Here is a 15,900-nt window from a genome sequence, read left to right on the forward strand (position 1 = left end):
CGAGCGGTCCGACTGCATCCGGGGCACGCGGCAACCCGAACGGGGCCCTGGTGCCCGGGAACCGGGGCCCCTCGGACCCGCGATCACGTGGTCGTCAGGCGGATCAGCTGGATCCCGGGATCACGCGGTCGCGCCGTCAGCGCTCGGTCGAGTAGTAGCGGTAGAACGTCGCGGCGAAGGCCAGGGCCGCGACCCCCAGGGCCATGCCGGTGGACCGCAGGACGCTCGCCCCGGACAGGCTGTACATGAAGCCGAACGAGACGCCGGTGAAGGCGGCCCACGCCATGGCGCGCAGTTCGCGCTGCAGGCGGTGCCCGACGAGGTGCAGTCCCAGGAAGCAGACGCCGAACAGAATCCCGGCGACCACGCCGAGCAGGACGTTGTAGCCGGTGATGGGCCCCGCGTCCCGGCCGATTTCCGCCGTCCACAGGCCGTAGACCACGGCCAGGACGACGGCGAGCCGGGCGAACGGGCTCCGGGCGAGCGCCGCCGCGCCCGGGCGCCTGCCGCCGGACTTCGTGGTCTTGGATGCAGGTGCCGCCTGAGCCATGTCGGGCTCCTTTCCTCCCTGCCCTGCCCTGCCCTGTCCTGTCCCTGTGCCTGTCCCCGCCTCCCTGGTTCGTCTCCCTGTCTTCCAGGCCACACCTGCGCGGTGCGGTCGGCAAGTCGGTGGGCATGAACGCGGAAGGTTTGGCATGTTTCGCGGGCTTCCCGTGGTTCCCGGTACGGTTGCGCGGTGGCCGGTCGGCGGTTTCCGTACCTGCGCAGCGAGCGCCCCCCGTCCGCGAGCGAGGCGGGTGCCCGGTCCGCGGCGGAACTGACCGCGCATCCGGTCGACGACGAGGTGGGCCCCCCGACGCGGCGGCCGGTGCCGCGGGTGCGAGGTCGGAGCATCGGCTGGGTGGCGCCACTGCTGCTGCTCGTGGGTATCGCGGTGGCCGACTGGAACACCTCGGGGGAGTTCCGGGTCATCTCCTGGATCGTGCTGGTGCCGGGCATCGCGGCGGCGATCTGCGGGGTTTGGGGCACGGCTGTGTTCGCGGTGCTCGCGCTGGTCACCTACGTCGCCACGGACCGGGCCTGGCCGCACCAGTTCCAGACCGGGCTGCCGGACTTCATCCTGGTCGCGGTCGGCGGGGTGCTCGCCACCGCGGCGTGTGTGGTGCGGGTGCGCGGCGAGCGGCTGATGCTGCACATGCGCGACGTCGCCGAGACCACCCGGCGCACGGTGCTGCGCCCGCTGCCGCCCGGCTGGGGCGGGCTCGACCACGCCGCCGTCTATCTCGCCGCCGATGTCCAGGCCCGGGTCGGCGGCGACTTCTACGACATCCAGCCGAGCCCGCACGGCACCCGGGTGCTGCTCGGTGACGTCCAGGGCAAGGGACTGGGCGCGGTGGCCGCCGCGGCGTCCCTGCTCGGCGCCTTCCGCGAGTCCGGCTACCACGAGCCGGATCTTCCGGAGGTGGCCCGCCGGCTGGAGGCACGGATGGTGCGGCACCGGGGCTACGTCCGGGCGCTCGGCGGGGAGGGCGCCGCCGTGGAGCGGTTCGCGACGGCGGTGCTGGTGGGTTTTCCGCCGCCCGGTTCGGCGCAGGAGTACGTCGACGTCGTCAATTTCGGCCATGAACCGCCGCTTGTGGTGGGGGCTTCGGGTGTACGGCAGCTGCCGCCCGGCGACGGTCTGCCGCTGGGCCTGGGCGACCTGGCCGAGGGGGGCAAGGGCATCGAGGGCGCAGAGGGCATCGAAGGCGCCGAAGGCATCGAAGGCGCCGAAGGCATCGAAGGCGCCGAGGGTACGGCCAAGGTGAGCTCGCAGCGGGTGCCGCTGGCCGCGGGGGAGACGCTGCTGCTGGTCACCGACGGGGTGACGGAGGCACGGGACGCCGACGGCGCCTTCTTCCCGCTGGTCGCCGCGCTCTCCCGTGGCCCGGTCACCCCGGACCCGCGGGACCTGGTGCGGCTGGTCCGCGACGGCACCCTGCGCCACTGCGGCGGTCGGCTCGGCGACGACACGACGATCTTCGCGGTCCGACCCGGACCTCGGTGACGTCCGCCTCGGGTGACATCCGCTTCGCCGTCGCCGCGGGTGCCGCATCGAGTGACGTCCGCCTCGGGTGACGTCCGTCCGTATGACGGTCTTGGTCCGCCTGCTCGGTGACGTCCGGTCCAACCAGTCGGTACGGAGGGTGACCGCAACCTGTCTGACAGCCTGACCTGGATACATTTGAAAATTTGAACATGTCCAGGGTGGGGTGCGTAGGTATGGATGTCATGAACTTGGCGGAAGGACACGTGAAAGTGACACGGGAAGCACGAACCTCCCGGCATCACCGCGAGTACCCCCCACTCGCCCACCTGACCGCCGCCCTCGCCTGTGCCGAGGGCGACTGGCCGCACGACGACTGGCCCGGTCCGTACGACCCCGTCTCTGCCCATCTGCTGCCGCCCCCGTACGACGAACCGCGCTGGTTCCCCCGTACCCCCGACGTCGTGGTGCTGCGCTGCGGGGAACCGCTCGACGAACTGCCCGCGCTGCTGGCCGCCCTGGGCGCAGAACCGCCACCGGTGCTGGTCATCAGCCCGGTCGACGAGCCGGCCCAGGTCGTCGGCGCGCTGCGGGAGGGCGCCGTCAGCTATCTCGTCGACGCGGACTACACACCCGGCGGACTCACCCAGGCGCTCCAGGGCACGGCGCTGCGGCACAGCGCGCTCTCGCCGCGTGCCTGCGAGGCCCTGACGGAGGCGGCGCAGCGGCCGGATCACGGCGGGGGCGGCCCGGGGGCCCGAGGTGGCGGGCCGGGTGCGGCGCGGCTGCGGGCCCTGCTGTCACCGCGGGAGAGCCAGATCATGGAGCTCATGTCGATCGGTCTCGGCGCCTCGGAGATCGGCCGACGGCTGTGTCTGAGCGAGAAGACCGTTCGGAACAACCTCAGCAACGTGTACGCCAAGCTGGGCGCGAGGGGCGGAACGGACGCGGTCCTGATGTGGCTGGGCATCGTGCGGGCGATGCCCGGCTCTCTCGTCTGAGGTCCGTGCTGCCGTACGTCGGCGGGACCTCGGGCGATGGCGTTCGCAAACCTGGTGCGCTCCGGACGCCGTGTACGGATCGCCCGGGATCCGTGTCAAGTGACCCTGCAGTAGGGATATTTGTCTCTGTCGGCGGCCTCCGGGGAGCCCCCATACTCCCTGAGGGAAGTTCAAAGAGAACGCCAAAGACAGGACAATTGATGGCCAAGGTGATTCGCCTCGTGGCGATCGGAGCTGCCCTCGCGACGGGTGTCGACTTCCCGAACTGCGAGCCCGGTGCGACCGAACCGGCGTCGGTGTCGATCGGCTGGTCGGCGACGGTGGCCCAGGGCGAGGGCAAGTACACCGTCACGCAACAGGGCGGTGGCGGAGGGCTGTTCGGCTTTCTCAGCGGCTCCCGGACCAAGCACAAGGCTATCCGCAGGTCCTCAAGAACGGGACTCCCGACGGAAGGCTCTGGTTGCGCAACGTCGAGTGCGGAACCCCGCAGGCCAACGCGCTGCTGAACTCCGCCAACAGCGTTCGAGCGGAGCCTGGATTCGGTGCGGGCGGAGACGCCGTCACCGATGTGGAAATCCCTCTTTCCGAGGTGCCGGCCCCCTGGGGCCGGGAGGGACGTCCACGCGGAACTGCCCCTGTTACTCCCCCCAGGGGCAGTTTTCGTGTGTGCAAAGGGCGCAAATCATGCGACGCGGACGTGGGGAAGTATGCCGGCCCGTCAGGGGCGATGCCTCAGCGAGTCCGGCGGCAGCGCGCGCGGCCCGATCAACCTGACCGCTGGTGACGTCAACGGCGACAAGAAGACCGACCTGGTGGTCGACGGCTTCGAGACGCAGACCGACAACGGCTGGAACACCAACTACTACGTGCCGGGCACGGCGACCGGTCTGAAGGTGTCGTCCGCGAAGGTCCTGAAGCCCGGTGTGATCACGGCCATCGGCGACGTCAACGGCGACGGTTTCGGCGACGTCGTCTCGGGCGCGTACTGGGACAACAAGACGGGCGACGGCCAGACGATCCCGGACTCCGCCTACGGCGGCAAGGTCAACATCACCTACGGCTCGGCGAACGGCCCCGCCGCCACCACCGGCATCACCCAGAACACCGGGAACGTTCCCGGTTCCTCGGAGAAGGACGACTTCTTCGGCTACGAACTCGACCTGGGCGACATCAACGGCGACGGCTACCAGGACCTGGTCGTCGGCGCCGCGGGCGAGAGCCTGAACGGGGTCGTCGCCACGGGCGCGGTCACCGTCCTGTACGGCTCGGCGACCGGCATCAACACCACTTCCGGCGCGCAGTACTTCGCCCAGAGCACGGCGGGCGTCCCCGGCGACGACGAGACCGACGACGCGCTCGGCGCGGACGTGAAGCTCGACGACGTCACCGGCGACGGCAAGGCCGACCTGCTGGCGGGCAGTTACGAGAACGCGGGCAACGGCCAGGTCCTGTACCTGCCCTCCAGCGGCACGAAGATCACCACGACCGGTTCCCGCACGATCTCCCCGAGCACCTCGGGCGTCTCGACCACGGGCACCCCGTCCTTCGGCGTCAACTTCGCGGACTGAGTGCCGCGTTCACCGGCCCGCACCCCGTTGTGCGGGCCGGTCCGCTCACCTCTTTGCACCCGCAGCGGCTACGGTGCTGGTGTGACCGAAGGTGAGGGGGAGGTAACGATGCCCGGGACCGTGCTGCTGCTCGCCGCCTCGCCGGCGGGCAAGGGCTGTCTGGTCGACGCCGCGTCGGTGCTTCCCGTACTCGCGGCCGTGTCACCACCCGTGCTGGCGGGCACGGACACCGCGAACGTCGTGGAACTGGCCGACCCGCTCCAGCCGCAGGCGGTGCTCACCCGGCTGCGCGCCGCGGCGGCCGCGCCCGGCCCGCTGACCGTGTTCCTCACCGGACAGCTCCAGCTCGACCGCCGCCAGCACCTGCCCCACCTCGCGCTGGCCCGCACCACGCCCGCGACGGTCCGCTACACGGCCTTCCCCTGGCACTGGATCATCGAGGAACTCCGGCTGCGCGCCCCGGGCAGCACGGCGCTCATCGCCGATGTGCACGCGGACGCGGAGACCTGGCAGTACGTCGAGTCCCATCCGCTGACGGCCGGGCCCGGCGTCACGCTGTACGGCCGCGTCGCACCGCCCCCGCCGAGACGCACACTGGCTTCACCTTCGTACATGAAAGCCGTCGCCACGATCCTCCGCAGCGGCCACCGTCCCCCGCTCGCCGCCCTGCACCAGCAGGCGCTGGCGCGGCTGGCGGGCGAGGAACCGGGCGGCGGCACACGGGACCTGGTACTCGCCGCGGACCCGGCACAGCCCACGACGCGCCCCATGACACGCCCCACGGCACTGGCCTCCCCCACTGCACCGGCGTCCCCCACGACACCGGCCAACCCCACGACACCGGCCAACCTCACAACACCGGTCAACCCGTTGGCACCGGCCAACCCCGTGGCAGTGGTCTCCCCCGAGCCACCCGTCCCCGGCGCCCACGCCCTGATCACCGCTGCCGTGGAAGCCGGGCGGCACACGGAGGCCGCCGCGCTCGCCGCCGAGTGGGAACAGGCCGCGCTGCGCACGCACGGGCCGGGTTCCGCGGAGGTCATCCACTGGATGGAGGTGCGCGCCGATCTCGCGATGTTCGCGGGGGACGCCGTGCGCAGCTGCCAGGGTTGGCTGGCGGTGGCCTCGGCGCGGCTCGCCGCCGGGCAGCAGCCGGGCACCCCCGACCTGGAGGCGGCCGCCGATCGGGCCCACCACCAGTGGGGCACCATCACCGACCCGGCGCGCGCCCGTGAACTGGCCGGTCCGCTGGAGGAGTTGCGCCGGAATGTGCCGGGCCGCCGCACGGGTGCGTTGCAGCACATCCGGCGGCGGCTCAGTGAACTCGGGCAGGGAGCGCAAGCGCAGGGAGCCCAGCGAGCCCAGGGAGTCCAGCGGGCACGGGGGCCACAGGGGGCACAGGGGGCACAGGGGGCACAGGGCGCGCAAAGCGCTCCGAGTGCCCCGCAGGTCCTCAGCTCGTGAAGATGAAGTACTTCCACGGGCCGTGCGTCGTCGAGTTGACGTTGTCGCCCGAGGACCTGTCGATATAGGAGGAGCGCAGCCGGAAACGGACGTTCGTCGTCGGTGTGCCCGTCAGGGTGACCTCGGACTTGCCGGACGTGCCCAGCTCGAAGTACTCCCAGCCGGCGTCCCGCCAGGCCCCCTGGTAGTAGGCCTCGATCTGCAGCCGCTGCTTGCGTCCCTTGTAGTACGTCATCGTCGTGGTGAAGGACGGGTCCTTCGACTTGCGGACGTAGTGGTACTTCTGGCCCCACGCCGACTTGGTCTTGTAGTGACCGCTGACCGACGTGGAGACGCGTACCCTGGCGCCCGCGACGCTGCTCACGGACTTCGACGCCGAGCGGGCGTCGCCCGCGAACTTCGCGGTGACCTTGGTGTCCCGCTTCAGGTCGAGCGTGACGGACAGATAGCCGCCCCTGCTGACCGTCCCCTTCTTGACCAGCTTGTTCGGCTTGTCACCGCCGTACGGGTCGGCCCAGATCTCCACGGTCCGGTTCTTGTACGTCTTGCCGAGCCGCGCCGTGAACTTCACGTCGCTGCCGTACGAGTAGACCTTGCCGTTGTTGTTGAGCGTCAGCGAGGTCGCCGTGCGCGAGACGTCGACGGTGTCCTTGCCGGAGCCCGCCGCGTGCGCGGCGTCACCCGCGAAGGAGACGGTGTACGTCACCTTGCCGCCGGCCGGCGGGGTGTCGGTGAAGGAGTAGCTTCCGTCGGCCTTCACGGTCACGGACGCGAGCGACCTGCCGCCGGGCGACTCCACGTCGGTGCGCTTCACGGCGAGCTGCGCGCCGGCCGGGAGCGGCACGGTGGCCCGCACCTTCCCGGTGACCGTGAGCTTCTTGGCGCGGGTCGCCTTGGCCGGGGCGCTCACGGAGATGTTCGTGGCGGCCTTGGTGGGATCGTCGAGCACGCGCAGCGAGTAGACGCCCTCGGAGTTGCTCGACACCGCGAACAGCCGGGAGCCGTCCGGCGCCCAGGCCAGGCTCGCGGACTGCAGCAGGTCGGAGCCGCTGCTCTGACCCGTGTTGGGGAAGTCGTAGGTCCGCACCGCGGTCGTCGCGCCCGGCTTGTAGACGTACACGTCGGGCTCGTACGAGCCGGAGATGCCAGCCGCTACCGCCCCGCCCGGCGCGATGTCCACCGCGTTCGGATACGCGTCGCTCGCGTATGCGCCGTCCGCGGTCAGGTCGGAGGTCTTGTACACCGCGTGGTGGTACGGGGCGGCGCTGGCCACCACGACCTGCTTGCCGTCCGGTGTGACGGCGAGGTCCCCCATGTTGCCGCCGTCGACGGTGGCGTGCGCGGTACGGGTGGCGGTGCCCGACGTGACGTCGTACACGGCGAGTTCGGCCGGGCTCTGCACCGGCATGCCCGCCACCAGGACGCCGCCCGCCGCGTCCAGCATGGGGGCGGCGCCGGACCAGGTGTTCTGGGTGTCCTGGGCGAGGGTGATCACGGGCTCGGCACCGGACAGGTCGAGCGAACCGATGTCGGAGGTGTAGCCGAACCAGAGCTTGCCGCCCGCGAGGGCCAGGTACTTCGGGTCGGTGTTGGCGCCCGTGGCGTACCGCGCGGCCTCCTTCACGGTCGTCGTGTCGATCGCCACGATGGCGTCGGCGCCCGGTGAGGCCGCGTACAGGGTGCCGGAGTCGGCGGACAGTTCGAGGTCGGTGACGCCCGGCAGGGAGGCGACCGTACCCACCACGGTCCCTCCGTAGGTGGTGGCGACGACCTTGCCGCCGGCCGGGTCGCTGACGAAGACGCGCTGGTGGACGCCGTCCACCACGACGTCGGCACTGCTCTTGACCTGCAGTGCCCTGCTGCTGTCGGCCGCGGCGGAGCCCGCTGTGCCGACGGCCATGGCGGCGGAGCTGAAGAGCACCGCGCACGCCGTGGCCAGAGGAAGAGTGCGGATACGCACGAAGATTCGAACCCCCCGGTACGAAACATGTGAGGGCGCCGCGACAGTTGTGAACGTCTTGTGCGACGCGTGAGCGAAGACTAAGTCATGTCACTGACAACCCCAACTCCTCTACGGGCGGCGGGCTTCAGCACTGTTCACGGGGGTCCCCCGCGGCCGACCGCGGTGTCATGATGGGGAGTCATGGCTGAGGGGGATGGTGTGGCCAACCAGGCGATCTTGGTGCGACTGGACGGGACCGCGACCCAGAGCGATGTCGGCGCTCTGAAGAAGTGGCTGGAGCGGGAGAAACAACTGGAGGACCGGGTCCGCAGGGGCGAACTGCGGATCCAGGAGCGGGCCGGCACCGACGAGCAGGGCACCCCGATGGGGGCGGGCATGGACATCCTGCTGACGTTGGTGAACTGCGCCGGCGCCGCTGTCTTCGCGGAGGTGATCCGCGACGTCAGACAGGCCGTCGAGGCCTGGAGGGAGAACCGCCGCCAGGTGGAGAGCGGTGATCCGCCCAACGGCACCGTCAATCCGGTGGACCCCGACGCGGAGTAGTGCCGGTGGCCCGCTTCGACCCGCGCGGACAGGTGAACCGGGCGCTGTTGGTCGGCGTGTCCGAGTACGAGAACACGGAGACACCGCACGGTGTACCCGACGACCTGCCCGCCGTCGAGCACAACCTCATCCGGCTGCACCGCGCTCTGCGGGCCGGCGGGATGTTCCGGGATGAGGAGATCACCGTCTGCCGGTCGCCGTCCCTGGACGACTTCAACGATGTGCTGGAGAGGGCCGCCGACGCGGCCGAGGGCCTGCTGCTGTTCTACTTCGCGGGTCACGGGGCCATCCCGAGCGCGGCCGACCAGCTCTTCCTGCAGATGCGCAACGCGCGCGTCGTCGCGGGCGGCCACGCGGTCTTCCGCGGCGCGGACGCCTTCACCGACGTGCTCACCGTGCTCGCGGGCAGCCGGGCGCGGCGGGTGGTGGTGATCCTCGACTGCTGTTTCGCGGGCAATGCGGCCCAGTTGTGGGAGGCCGAGTCCGACTGGCAGCGGGTGCTGCTGCTGATGGGCGTGCAGGCCAACCACCGCGTCGACATGGGCGACGAGGCGACCCCGACACCGTTCACCGACCGGCTCGTGCGGGTCCTGGAGCGGGGCGGGACGGTGAGCTTCCGGGACCTCGAGAAGCCGCTGTGGACGTACATGCAGGAGCACCACAGGACGCTGCGCGGCGACCCGTGGGAACCACTGATCCGAGTGGGCCGGGACCTGGACGTGACGCTGGTCGCTCCGCAGGTGGGCACGGCGGAGGGTGCGGCCGGGGGTACGGCGGAGGGTGCGGCCCCGGGCACGGCGGGGGATGCGGCCGCGGGTACGGCGGAGGGTGCGGCCGGTGGCATGGCGGAGGCTGCGGCCGGGAGTACGGCGGAGGGTGGGGGCGGGGGCGCCGAGGACGAGGGCACGCGGAGCCTGCTGTCCCCTGCGCCGCAGCTGAGCCTCGAGGCGCCCTCGGGCCCCGGTTTCGACGAGTCCTCCCCTCCGCCGGGACGGAAGCCCGGATGGCGCCGCCGCCGGCTCGCCGGAGCGGCGCGGAAGGCCGGAGGGGTCTGGAAGGCCGGTCGCGACGCCGCCAAGAAGGCGGGCGACGGCCTGAAGACCTTCGGCCGCTGGCTGGGCGGTCTGGGCACGGTCGCCCGGCTCATGGTCGGCGCCCTCGCCCTGTGCGTGGTGGCCGCACTGGCCTACGGGGGCGTCACCCTCCTCGCGCCCGGCCGCTCGTCGTGCGCGCCGCCCCTCGAACTGCGCCTGCTCACCGACCCCGACCTCGAACTGACGGTCCGCGCCGCGGCGAACGCGTATCTGACGTCGGACGGCAACACCGACGGCCGGGGCTGCCGCCGCAGTGGCATCACCGTCCACAGCGCGGGCGCCGCCGACACGGTCACCGCCCTGCACGAGCGGAGCAGCGCCTGGCAGGAGCCGCTCGACGAGGACGACAACCCGCAGCGGGACATCGGGCCGCAGCCGGACATCTGGATACCGGCGTCCACCGCGGACGTCGACCGCGTCACGGCCGACCAGGACGACCGTGTCTTCGCCAGACTGGAGCCGGCCGGCCCACCCATCGCGTACTCCCCGATCGTGCTCGCCGTCCCGCAGAACCTCGCCAGGGACCGCCTGCGCGACCGGACCGGCCGCCCGCTGTCCGAACTGCTGGCCGATGTGGAGCGGCAGGGCGGCCAGGTCCGCCGTCCCGACCCGGAGTTCACCACGGCGGCACTGCTGGCGACGACGGGCCTGTACGGCACCGGCTCGGGCACGGCCGATGACGTGGGCGGTGCCGAACGGCAGGTCGCCCAGTCCGGTCCGCCCTCATCCACGGCCGCCGATCTGCTGTGCACACTGCCCGACGACGACGAGGTGGACGACCGCACCGCCGCCCTCGTGCCCGAGTTCCTGCTGACGAGCGGGGTCGGCTGCGACCGTTCGACCCGGACCGCGCGGATGGCCGAGTACCCCGACGACGTACCCGGTCTCGAACCGACCTTCGTCCGCGTCCGCTGGGAAGGCGCCGAGCGCGACGAGCCCGACCGCGGCGAGGCGATCAGCGACTTCCGCACCTGGCTCACCGGGAAGCAGGGCCTGGAGGTGTTCGCGCGGGCCGGTTTCCGCGCCGCCTCGGGCGACCGCGCACTGCTCGGCACCGAGCACGGCAAGGGGATCCTGACCGCCCCCCGGCCGCTCGCCCGGGCGGCCGGTCCGGAAACGGTCGACGCGGCCCTGGACGCGTATCGCAGCGCGGGCGGGTCCGGCCGGGTGCTGTTCCTGCTGGACAGCTCCGGTTCGATGGGAAGCCTGTGGGAGGGGCCGAGCGGCGGCCCCGGCATCCTCAAGCAGTCACTGGGCGGGCTCGGCGACCAGGACGAGTACGGCGTGTGGGCTGTGGCGTCCGCGCCGGGGGCCGACCGGCCGCACAGCGTCCTGCTGCCCTTCGGCCGCCACCCGCGCGACGCGGCGGAACGCACCATCGACGACAAGGCAGTGGTACGGGACGCCGAGGCCGATCCGCACGCCGCCCTGCTCGCGGCGCTCGACGACATGTCGGGCCGCGGCAACGACGACGAACGCCCGCAGCTGATCGTGTACCTCACCGACGACGAGGACAACGAAAGGATGACCGGCCGCGATTTGGACGAGGTGCTTCAACGGGCACGCTCGGCGAAGGTGCCGGTGACCATGGTGTCCCTGGAGAACGGCGGGTGCGACAGTGGCCGGCCGGACGCCCGGATCAGCGAGGCGAGCGGCGGACGCTGCCTGGACACCGACGACGACCTCGGCGCGGGGCTCCAGGACGAGGTCGCCCGCACCGGAACGGGGGACGACTGATGGGCACGGCACGACGGCCGGCCACCACGCGGAGCCGCCGCCCGCGCCACCGCGGGCGCCCGCACGGTCTGCGCCTGCTCGGCACGCTGGCGCTGCTCATGGCCACCGCGGTCACCGCCTGCACGGGCGAGGGCCCCGGCGCGACGCCCACGCCCGCCGACGACGCCCCCGGCGACATCGTGATCGCCAGCGGCCGGGACGTGACCGGCAAGAACGGCATCCGGCAGCAGCTCATCGACGCCTGGAACCAGCAGCAGGACCAGGACGGCACCGGCTACCGCGCCCGCCTGGTCGAACTCCCCGGCTCCGCCGACGAACAACGCAGCCAGCTCCTCGGCGCGTTGCAGTCCGGCAGCGCCGACTACGACGTGGTCAACCTCGATGTGACCTGGGTGCCGGAGTTCGCCGCCGCCCGGCTGATCCGGCGGCTGCCCGACTCCGCGATCGACCGCGACGACGTCATCGAATCCGTCGCCGGGACCGCGGAGTGGGACGGCCAGGTGTACGCGGTGCCGTTCAACAGCGATGTCGGGCTGCTCTACTACCGGCGTGACCACCTGCGCAAGGCGGGCGTCGAGGCGGATGTCCAGGAGGCGGACCTGCGCGAGGGCGCCGACTGGTCGCGGCTCCAGGAACTGAGCGAGATCCTCGGCGAGCGCCCGCCCCCGGGGTATGTGAGGAGCTGGACCACGCAGCTCCGCGCGTACGAGGGGCGCACCGTCAACGCGGTCGAGGCGTTCGCGTCGGCCAACGACGACGACTTCGCCCTCACGAACGCCGAAGGCCACTACACCGCGACGGTCGGGGAGTTGGCGGACGGCCTTGCGGAGCTGCGCCGGCGCACCGACCCCCTGTACATGCTCAAGGACGCCGTCCGCTCCGACGAGGCCACCTCGCTGGGCGACTTCGCCGAGGGCCGCACCGCGTTCCTGCGGCACTGGCCGTACGCGTACCGCACCCTGCACCAGTCGCTCACCAAGGACCAGTTGGGCGTGGCACCACTGCCCGGCCGCGCCGTGCTCGGCGGCCAGAACCTCGCGGTGACCCAGGAATCGCAGCGGGCCGGGAAGGCGGCCGAGCTGATCAGGTTCCTCACCAGCAAGGAGAGCGAACGCTGTCTGCTGGACGCGGGATTCGCGGCGACCCGCCAGTCCGCGTACCTGGACGACGACCTGACCTGCAAGTCCGCCCGGGCATCAGGCACCTCGCCCTCCGCCTCGCCCTCAGTTTCGCCCTCCGCCTCGCCCTCGGCTTCGCCCACCGGCGAGGGCGCCGACCGGATGCCGCGCGACAAGCAGGGCCGCCCCGCCTACGCCCGCAGCGTCCTGCTGCCGTCCCTCCGCAGTGCCGTGCAGCGCCCGCGCACCCCTCTCTACGGCGCGTTCACCCAGACGTTCAGCGCGGAACTGGGTGCGCTGTTCGGCGAAGACCCCCCGGACGACGAGGAGTTGGCCGAGCGGCTGGACCGGGCGCTGCGCCGCGCACTGCCCGACTGATCACCCGCGGCCGGGATCAGGCCGCCAGGTACGCGAGCGCTCCGGACACCAGGGTCCGCACGCCCGGCCCGACCGTCGACAGGTCCGGCGCGAAGAGCGGGCTGTGGTTGCCCGGGACGGAGGCCAGCATCTCGTGGAGGTCCGCGCCCGAGGCCTGCTCCCACACCTCGTGCGGGGTGCTCGTCACGAACCAGTAGGAGTAGGGGATCCCGCCCTCCGCGAGGTGCGGGAAGTCCTCGCTGCCCATGGCCGGACCGGGGTCGATGACAGTCCCCTCGCCGAACACCTCCCGGTGCACCGCGGCGATCCTGGCGTCGGTCTCGGCGTCGTTGACGGTGAGCGGGAAGTCACCGCTCGCGGTGATCTCCGGCGGCCGCGGGCAGCCCGCCGCCATGCACTCGGCCTCGGCGATACGGCGGATCGCGGCGAGCATCCGGTCGCGGACGGCGACGGACTGCGTCCGCAGGTTCAGGCCGATGCGGGCCTCGGACGGGATGATGTTGTGCCGGGCGCCCGCCTCGATCCGCCCGACGGTCAGCACGGCGGACTCACGGGCGGCGATCTCCCGGCTGACGACCGTCTGGAGCCGGGTGACGAGGTAGGCGGCGGTGACGACGGGGTCGACGGTCGACTCGGGCCGCGAACCGTGCCCGCCCTTCCCGTGGATGACGATGTCGACATCGGTGGTCGCCGACATGATCAGCCCCGGTACGTGGGCGTAGAGCCCGGCCGGGCCGGGGGCGGCGTGCTGCCCGAGCAGCACATCGGGTCGCGGGACGCGCTCGTACAGTCCGTCGGCGACCATCGCGCGGGCACCGACGCCGGTCTCCTCGGCGGGCTGGCCCACCACGACCAGCGTGCCGGACCAGGTCTCACGCCCCGCCGCGAGCGCCTCGGCGGCACCGGTCAGCCAGGTGATGTGCAGGTCGTGACCGCAGGCGTGCATGACCCCGGGGGTCCCCGAGGCGTACTCGAGCCCCGTCTCCTCGGTGACCGGGAGGGCGTCCATGTCCCCACGGAGGAGGACGGTGGGCCCGTCACCGTTGCGCAGCACGGCGGCGACTCCGGTGCCGCCGACGCCCTCCGCGGTGTCGTAACCGGCGGCGTGAAGCCGCGTGGCGAGCACGGCGGCGGTGCGGTGCTCCTGGCCGGACAGCTCCGGGTGGCGGTGGAGGTCGCGGTAGAGGTCCTCGAGGGCGGGGACGGGGAGGTCGGCGGTGAGGTCCTGCGCGATGCGTGCGGGGGTCACGTCGGTCAGGGTAGGTGTCTTCGCCCGACTCCGTGAATGACGCCTCCGGAGCGGATCTGCTCGGTTACGCTCAGCTATGTGCCCGGCATTCGTGAACTCGATCCCAGCGCATCCCCGTTGGACTACTTCGGCTCGGAGCTGCGCCGCCTGAGAGAGGCGGCGGGGCTCAGCCAGGGCGAGTTGGGCAGGTCCATGTTCTGCACGGGTTCCCTGGTCGGCCAGATCGAGACGGCCCACAAGGTACCGACCCGGGACTTCGCGGAACGCGCGGACGCGGCGCTGCTGACGGAGGGGTTCTTCTCACGGTTGGTGGGGTTGGTGCTGCGCAGCCAACTGCCGGCCTGGTTCCAGCAGTACGCGGAGATGGAGGCGCGGGCTACCTATATCTCCACGTATCAGGCTCAGTTGGTGTACGGGCTTCTTCAGACGCGGGAGTACGCACAGGCGTTGCTCAATGTTGATCACCCGGAGAAGGTCAGCGAGATGGTCGCCGCGCGGCTGGATCGTCAACGCGTTCTGGAGCGCGAACATCCGCCTGTTCTATGGGTGGTGCTGGACGAGTCCGTGTTGCTCCGGGAAGTGGGCAGCTCGGAGGTCATGCGCAACCAACTGGCCCATTTGTTGGCGCTCAGCGAGCGGCCCTGGGTAAACATCCAGGTACTGCCTTTCGCGGTCGGAGCTCATACCGGACTGATGGGCTCGTTCAACCTCCTGCGCTTCGACAGCGACCCCGACCTCTTCTACGCCGAGTCGTACGACTTCGGTCACATGACTGCCAATTCGCAGGTCATCAGGGAGCGCTCGGTCGGATACGCTCGCTTGCAGGCCACGGCCCACTCTCTCGAGGACTCGGCAAGCCTGATCGCCCGCGTGATGGAGGAACGCTATGGAGACCAGCGAGCACCTGACGTCCGTGGTGTGGCGTAGGTCCAGCTACAGCGGTACCAGCGGCGGCGACTGCGTAGAAGTCGCACACCTCCCCGCCCACATCGCCCTCCGCGACTCCAAGAACCCCGAAGTCGGAACCTTCGTCGTCTCGCCGACCGCGTTCGGGGCCTTCGTGGCGGCTGCGGCGCAGGGCGTCCTCTGAGCACGCACTCCGGGCTGGTCGCCGGGGTCCTCTACGGCCTGATCTTCCGGCGTGAACTGGGGGACGAGGAAGTCGAGTCGACCAGCCGCACGATCCTGGAGCGGCCCATCTACGACCTCACCGTGCGGGAGCAGTACGAGGGGATCAAGGCCGCACTCGACGCGGACGTCTGGGAGCAGGACCTGTCCTGGCAGCCGCACGGTGAGGCGGAGATCCGGGACTTCCTGCGGCGGGTCCTGGAACGGCTGGACGAGCTCCGGCCCTGGCAGGAGCCGCCCTACCGCTCCCTCGGGCTGGACCGCTGGGAGGAGTTCCGGCGCGGGACGCTCCTGGCCCATGTACGCCTGTCGCCGCAGTACCCGCTGTTCGCCCGCCTGCGCGACGTACCCGGGGACGAGTCAGGTCTGCGCGGACTCGTACTGACCCTGCGGTCCGGAGACGAAGTCGCCCTGCTCGCACCGCCGTTGCCCGGCAAGGACGACGCCGTCCTGATGGCGGCACCCCCGCACCGTCCCGCACCGGACGTGATCGAGGCGTTCCTGACCCACACGAGGTATCCCCGTAACGCGGTCCGCCCCGCGTGACGCGCATCACATCGCTCTCGTGTCACGAACCGTCGATCAGCTTGCGTCTGGGGGTCGTCAGCAAGCGGAGAGCGGAGAGGGCGGC

The 15,900-nt window shown here is 71.5% G+C and carries 12 protein-coding genes and 2 pseudogenes; 11 read left to right on the forward strand and 3 right to left on the reverse strand.

Annotation, left to right across the window (positions count from 1 at the left end):
- Window positions 1-136: 136 nt before the first annotated feature.
- Window positions 137-550 carry a hypothetical protein gene (locus EF387_RS18245; RefSeq protein ID WP_238431571.1) on the reverse strand — a complete coding sequence of 138 codons (414 nt, stop codon included), beginning with the start codon at window positions 548-550 and terminating at the stop codon, window positions 137-139.
- Between the two features lie 267 nt (window positions 551-817).
- Here EF387_RS18245 and EF387_RS18250 point away from each other — a divergent pair, with 267 nt between their 5' ends.
- The 5 genes and pseudogenes from EF387_RS18250 to EF387_RS18275 all read left to right on the forward strand — a co-directional run bounded on the left by EF387_RS18250 (window position 818) and on the right by EF387_RS18275 (window position 6,059).
- Window positions 818-2,047 carry a PP2C family protein-serine/threonine phosphatase gene (locus EF387_RS18250; protein ID WP_202918307.1) on the forward strand — a complete coding sequence of 410 codons (1,230 nt, stop codon included), beginning with the start codon at window positions 818-820 and terminating at the stop codon, window positions 2,045-2,047.
- Window positions 2,048-2,298: 251 nt separating this feature from the next.
- Window positions 2,299-3,027, forward strand: coding sequence for a response regulator transcription factor (locus EF387_RS18255; protein ID WP_238431572.1), 729 nt, complete (start codon window positions 2,299-2,301; stop codon window positions 3,025-3,027).
- A 407-nt stretch (window positions 3,028-3,434) separates the two neighbouring features.
- Window positions 3,435-3,628: pseudogene (locus tag EF387_RS50035) on the forward strand (hypothetical protein); the annotation flags it as partial.
- 139 nt (window positions 3,629-3,767) lie between these two features.
- Window positions 3,768-4,595 (forward strand): annotated as a pseudogene (locus EF387_RS18270) (integrin alpha); the annotation flags it as partial.
- Window positions 4,596-4,703: 108 nt separating this feature from the next.
- Window positions 4,704-6,059 carry a hypothetical protein gene (locus tag EF387_RS18275; RefSeq protein ID WP_238431586.1) on the forward strand — a complete coding sequence of 452 codons (1,356 nt, stop codon included), beginning with the start codon at window positions 4,704-4,706 and terminating at the stop codon, window positions 6,057-6,059.
- Here EF387_RS18275 and EF387_RS18280 read toward each other — a convergent pair.
- On the reverse strand, window positions 6,049-8,019 hold the full coding sequence (locus EF387_RS18280; protein ID WP_128377609.1) for an Ig-like domain repeat protein: 1,971 nt from the start codon (window positions 8,017-8,019) through the stop codon (window positions 6,049-6,051). The two genes, EF387_RS18275 and EF387_RS18280, sit on opposite strands and share 11 nt — an antisense overlap.
- Window positions 8,020-8,202: 183 nt before the next feature.
- Here EF387_RS18280 and EF387_RS18285 point away from each other — a divergent pair, with 183 nt between their 5' ends.
- From EF387_RS18285 to EF387_RS18300, 3 genes are read left to right on the forward strand one after another with little or no spacing between them, the layout of a single operon-like run.
- Window positions 8,203-8,565, forward strand: coding sequence for an effector-associated constant component EACC1 (locus tag EF387_RS18285; RefSeq protein WP_128377610.1), 363 nt, complete (start codon window positions 8,203-8,205; stop codon window positions 8,563-8,565).
- A gap of 5 nt (window positions 8,566-8,570) precedes the next feature.
- Entirely contained in the window at window positions 8,571-11,396 is a 2,826-nt protein-coding gene (locus EF387_RS18295; protein ID WP_238431573.1) for a vWA domain-containing protein, read from the forward strand.
- On the forward strand, window positions 11,396-12,892 hold the full coding sequence (locus EF387_RS18300) for an extracellular solute-binding protein (RefSeq protein WP_238431574.1): 1,497 nt from the start codon (window positions 11,396-11,398) through the stop codon (window positions 12,890-12,892). The genes EF387_RS18295 and EF387_RS18300 overlap by 1 nt, the downstream gene beginning before the upstream one ends.
- 16 nt (window positions 12,893-12,908) lie before the next feature.
- Here EF387_RS18300 and EF387_RS18305 read toward each other — a convergent pair whose 3' ends face one another.
- Window positions 12,909-14,141 (reverse strand): amidohydrolase, encoded by a 1,233-nt coding sequence (locus tag EF387_RS18305; RefSeq protein ID WP_128377611.1) that lies wholly within the window; start codon window positions 14,139-14,141, stop codon window positions 12,909-12,911.
- Window positions 14,142-14,219: 78 nt separating this feature from the next.
- Between EF387_RS18305 and EF387_RS18310 the strand changes: the two genes are divergently transcribed.
- The 3 genes from EF387_RS18310 (at window position 14,220) to EF387_RS18320 (ending at window position 15,815) form a co-directional block, all read left to right on the forward strand.
- Window positions 14,220-15,068, forward strand: coding sequence for a helix-turn-helix domain-containing protein (locus EF387_RS18310; protein ID WP_128377612.1), 849 nt, complete (start codon window positions 14,220-14,222; stop codon window positions 15,066-15,068).
- Window positions 15,028-15,231, forward strand: a complete 204-nt coding sequence (locus tag EF387_RS18315; RefSeq protein WP_128377613.1) for a DUF397 domain-containing protein — start codon at window positions 15,028-15,030, stop codon at window positions 15,229-15,231. The genes EF387_RS18310 and EF387_RS18315 overlap by 41 nt, the downstream gene beginning before the upstream one ends.
- Before the next feature lie 122 nt (window positions 15,232-15,353).
- Window positions 15,354-15,815 carry a hypothetical protein gene (locus tag EF387_RS18320; RefSeq protein ID WP_128377614.1) on the forward strand — a complete coding sequence of 154 codons (462 nt, stop codon included), beginning with the start codon at window positions 15,354-15,356 and terminating at the stop codon, window positions 15,813-15,815.
- Window positions 15,816-15,900: the final 85 nt, after the last annotated feature.

The organism is Streptomyces cavernae, assembly GCF_004023625.1.
In the GTDB taxonomy this organism is placed as follows: domain Bacteria; phylum Actinomycetota; class Actinomycetes; order Streptomycetales; family Streptomycetaceae; genus Streptomyces; species Streptomyces cavernae.

Bases quoted from the DNA above. Each gene is read 5' to 3' on its own strand.
- EF387_RS18315 (WP_128377613.1), top strand. From the start codon at position 15,028: ATGGAGACCAGCGAGCACCTGACGTCCGTGGTGTGGCGTAGGTCCAGC.
- EF387_RS18245 (WP_238431571.1), bottom strand. From the start codon at position 550: ATGGCTCAGGCGGCACCTGCATCCAAGACCACGAAGTCCGGCGGCAGG.
- EF387_RS18300 (WP_238431574.1), top strand. From the start codon at position 11,396: ATGGGCACGGCACGACGGCCGGCCACCACGCGGAGCCGCCGCCCGCGC.
- EF387_RS18285 (WP_128377610.1), top strand. From the start codon at position 8,203: ATGGCTGAGGGGGATGGTGTGGCCAACCAGGCGATCTTGGTGCGACTG.
- EF387_RS18275 (WP_238431586.1), top strand. From the start codon at position 4,704: ATGCCCGGGACCGTGCTGCTGCTCGCCGCCTCGCCGGCGGGCAAGGGC.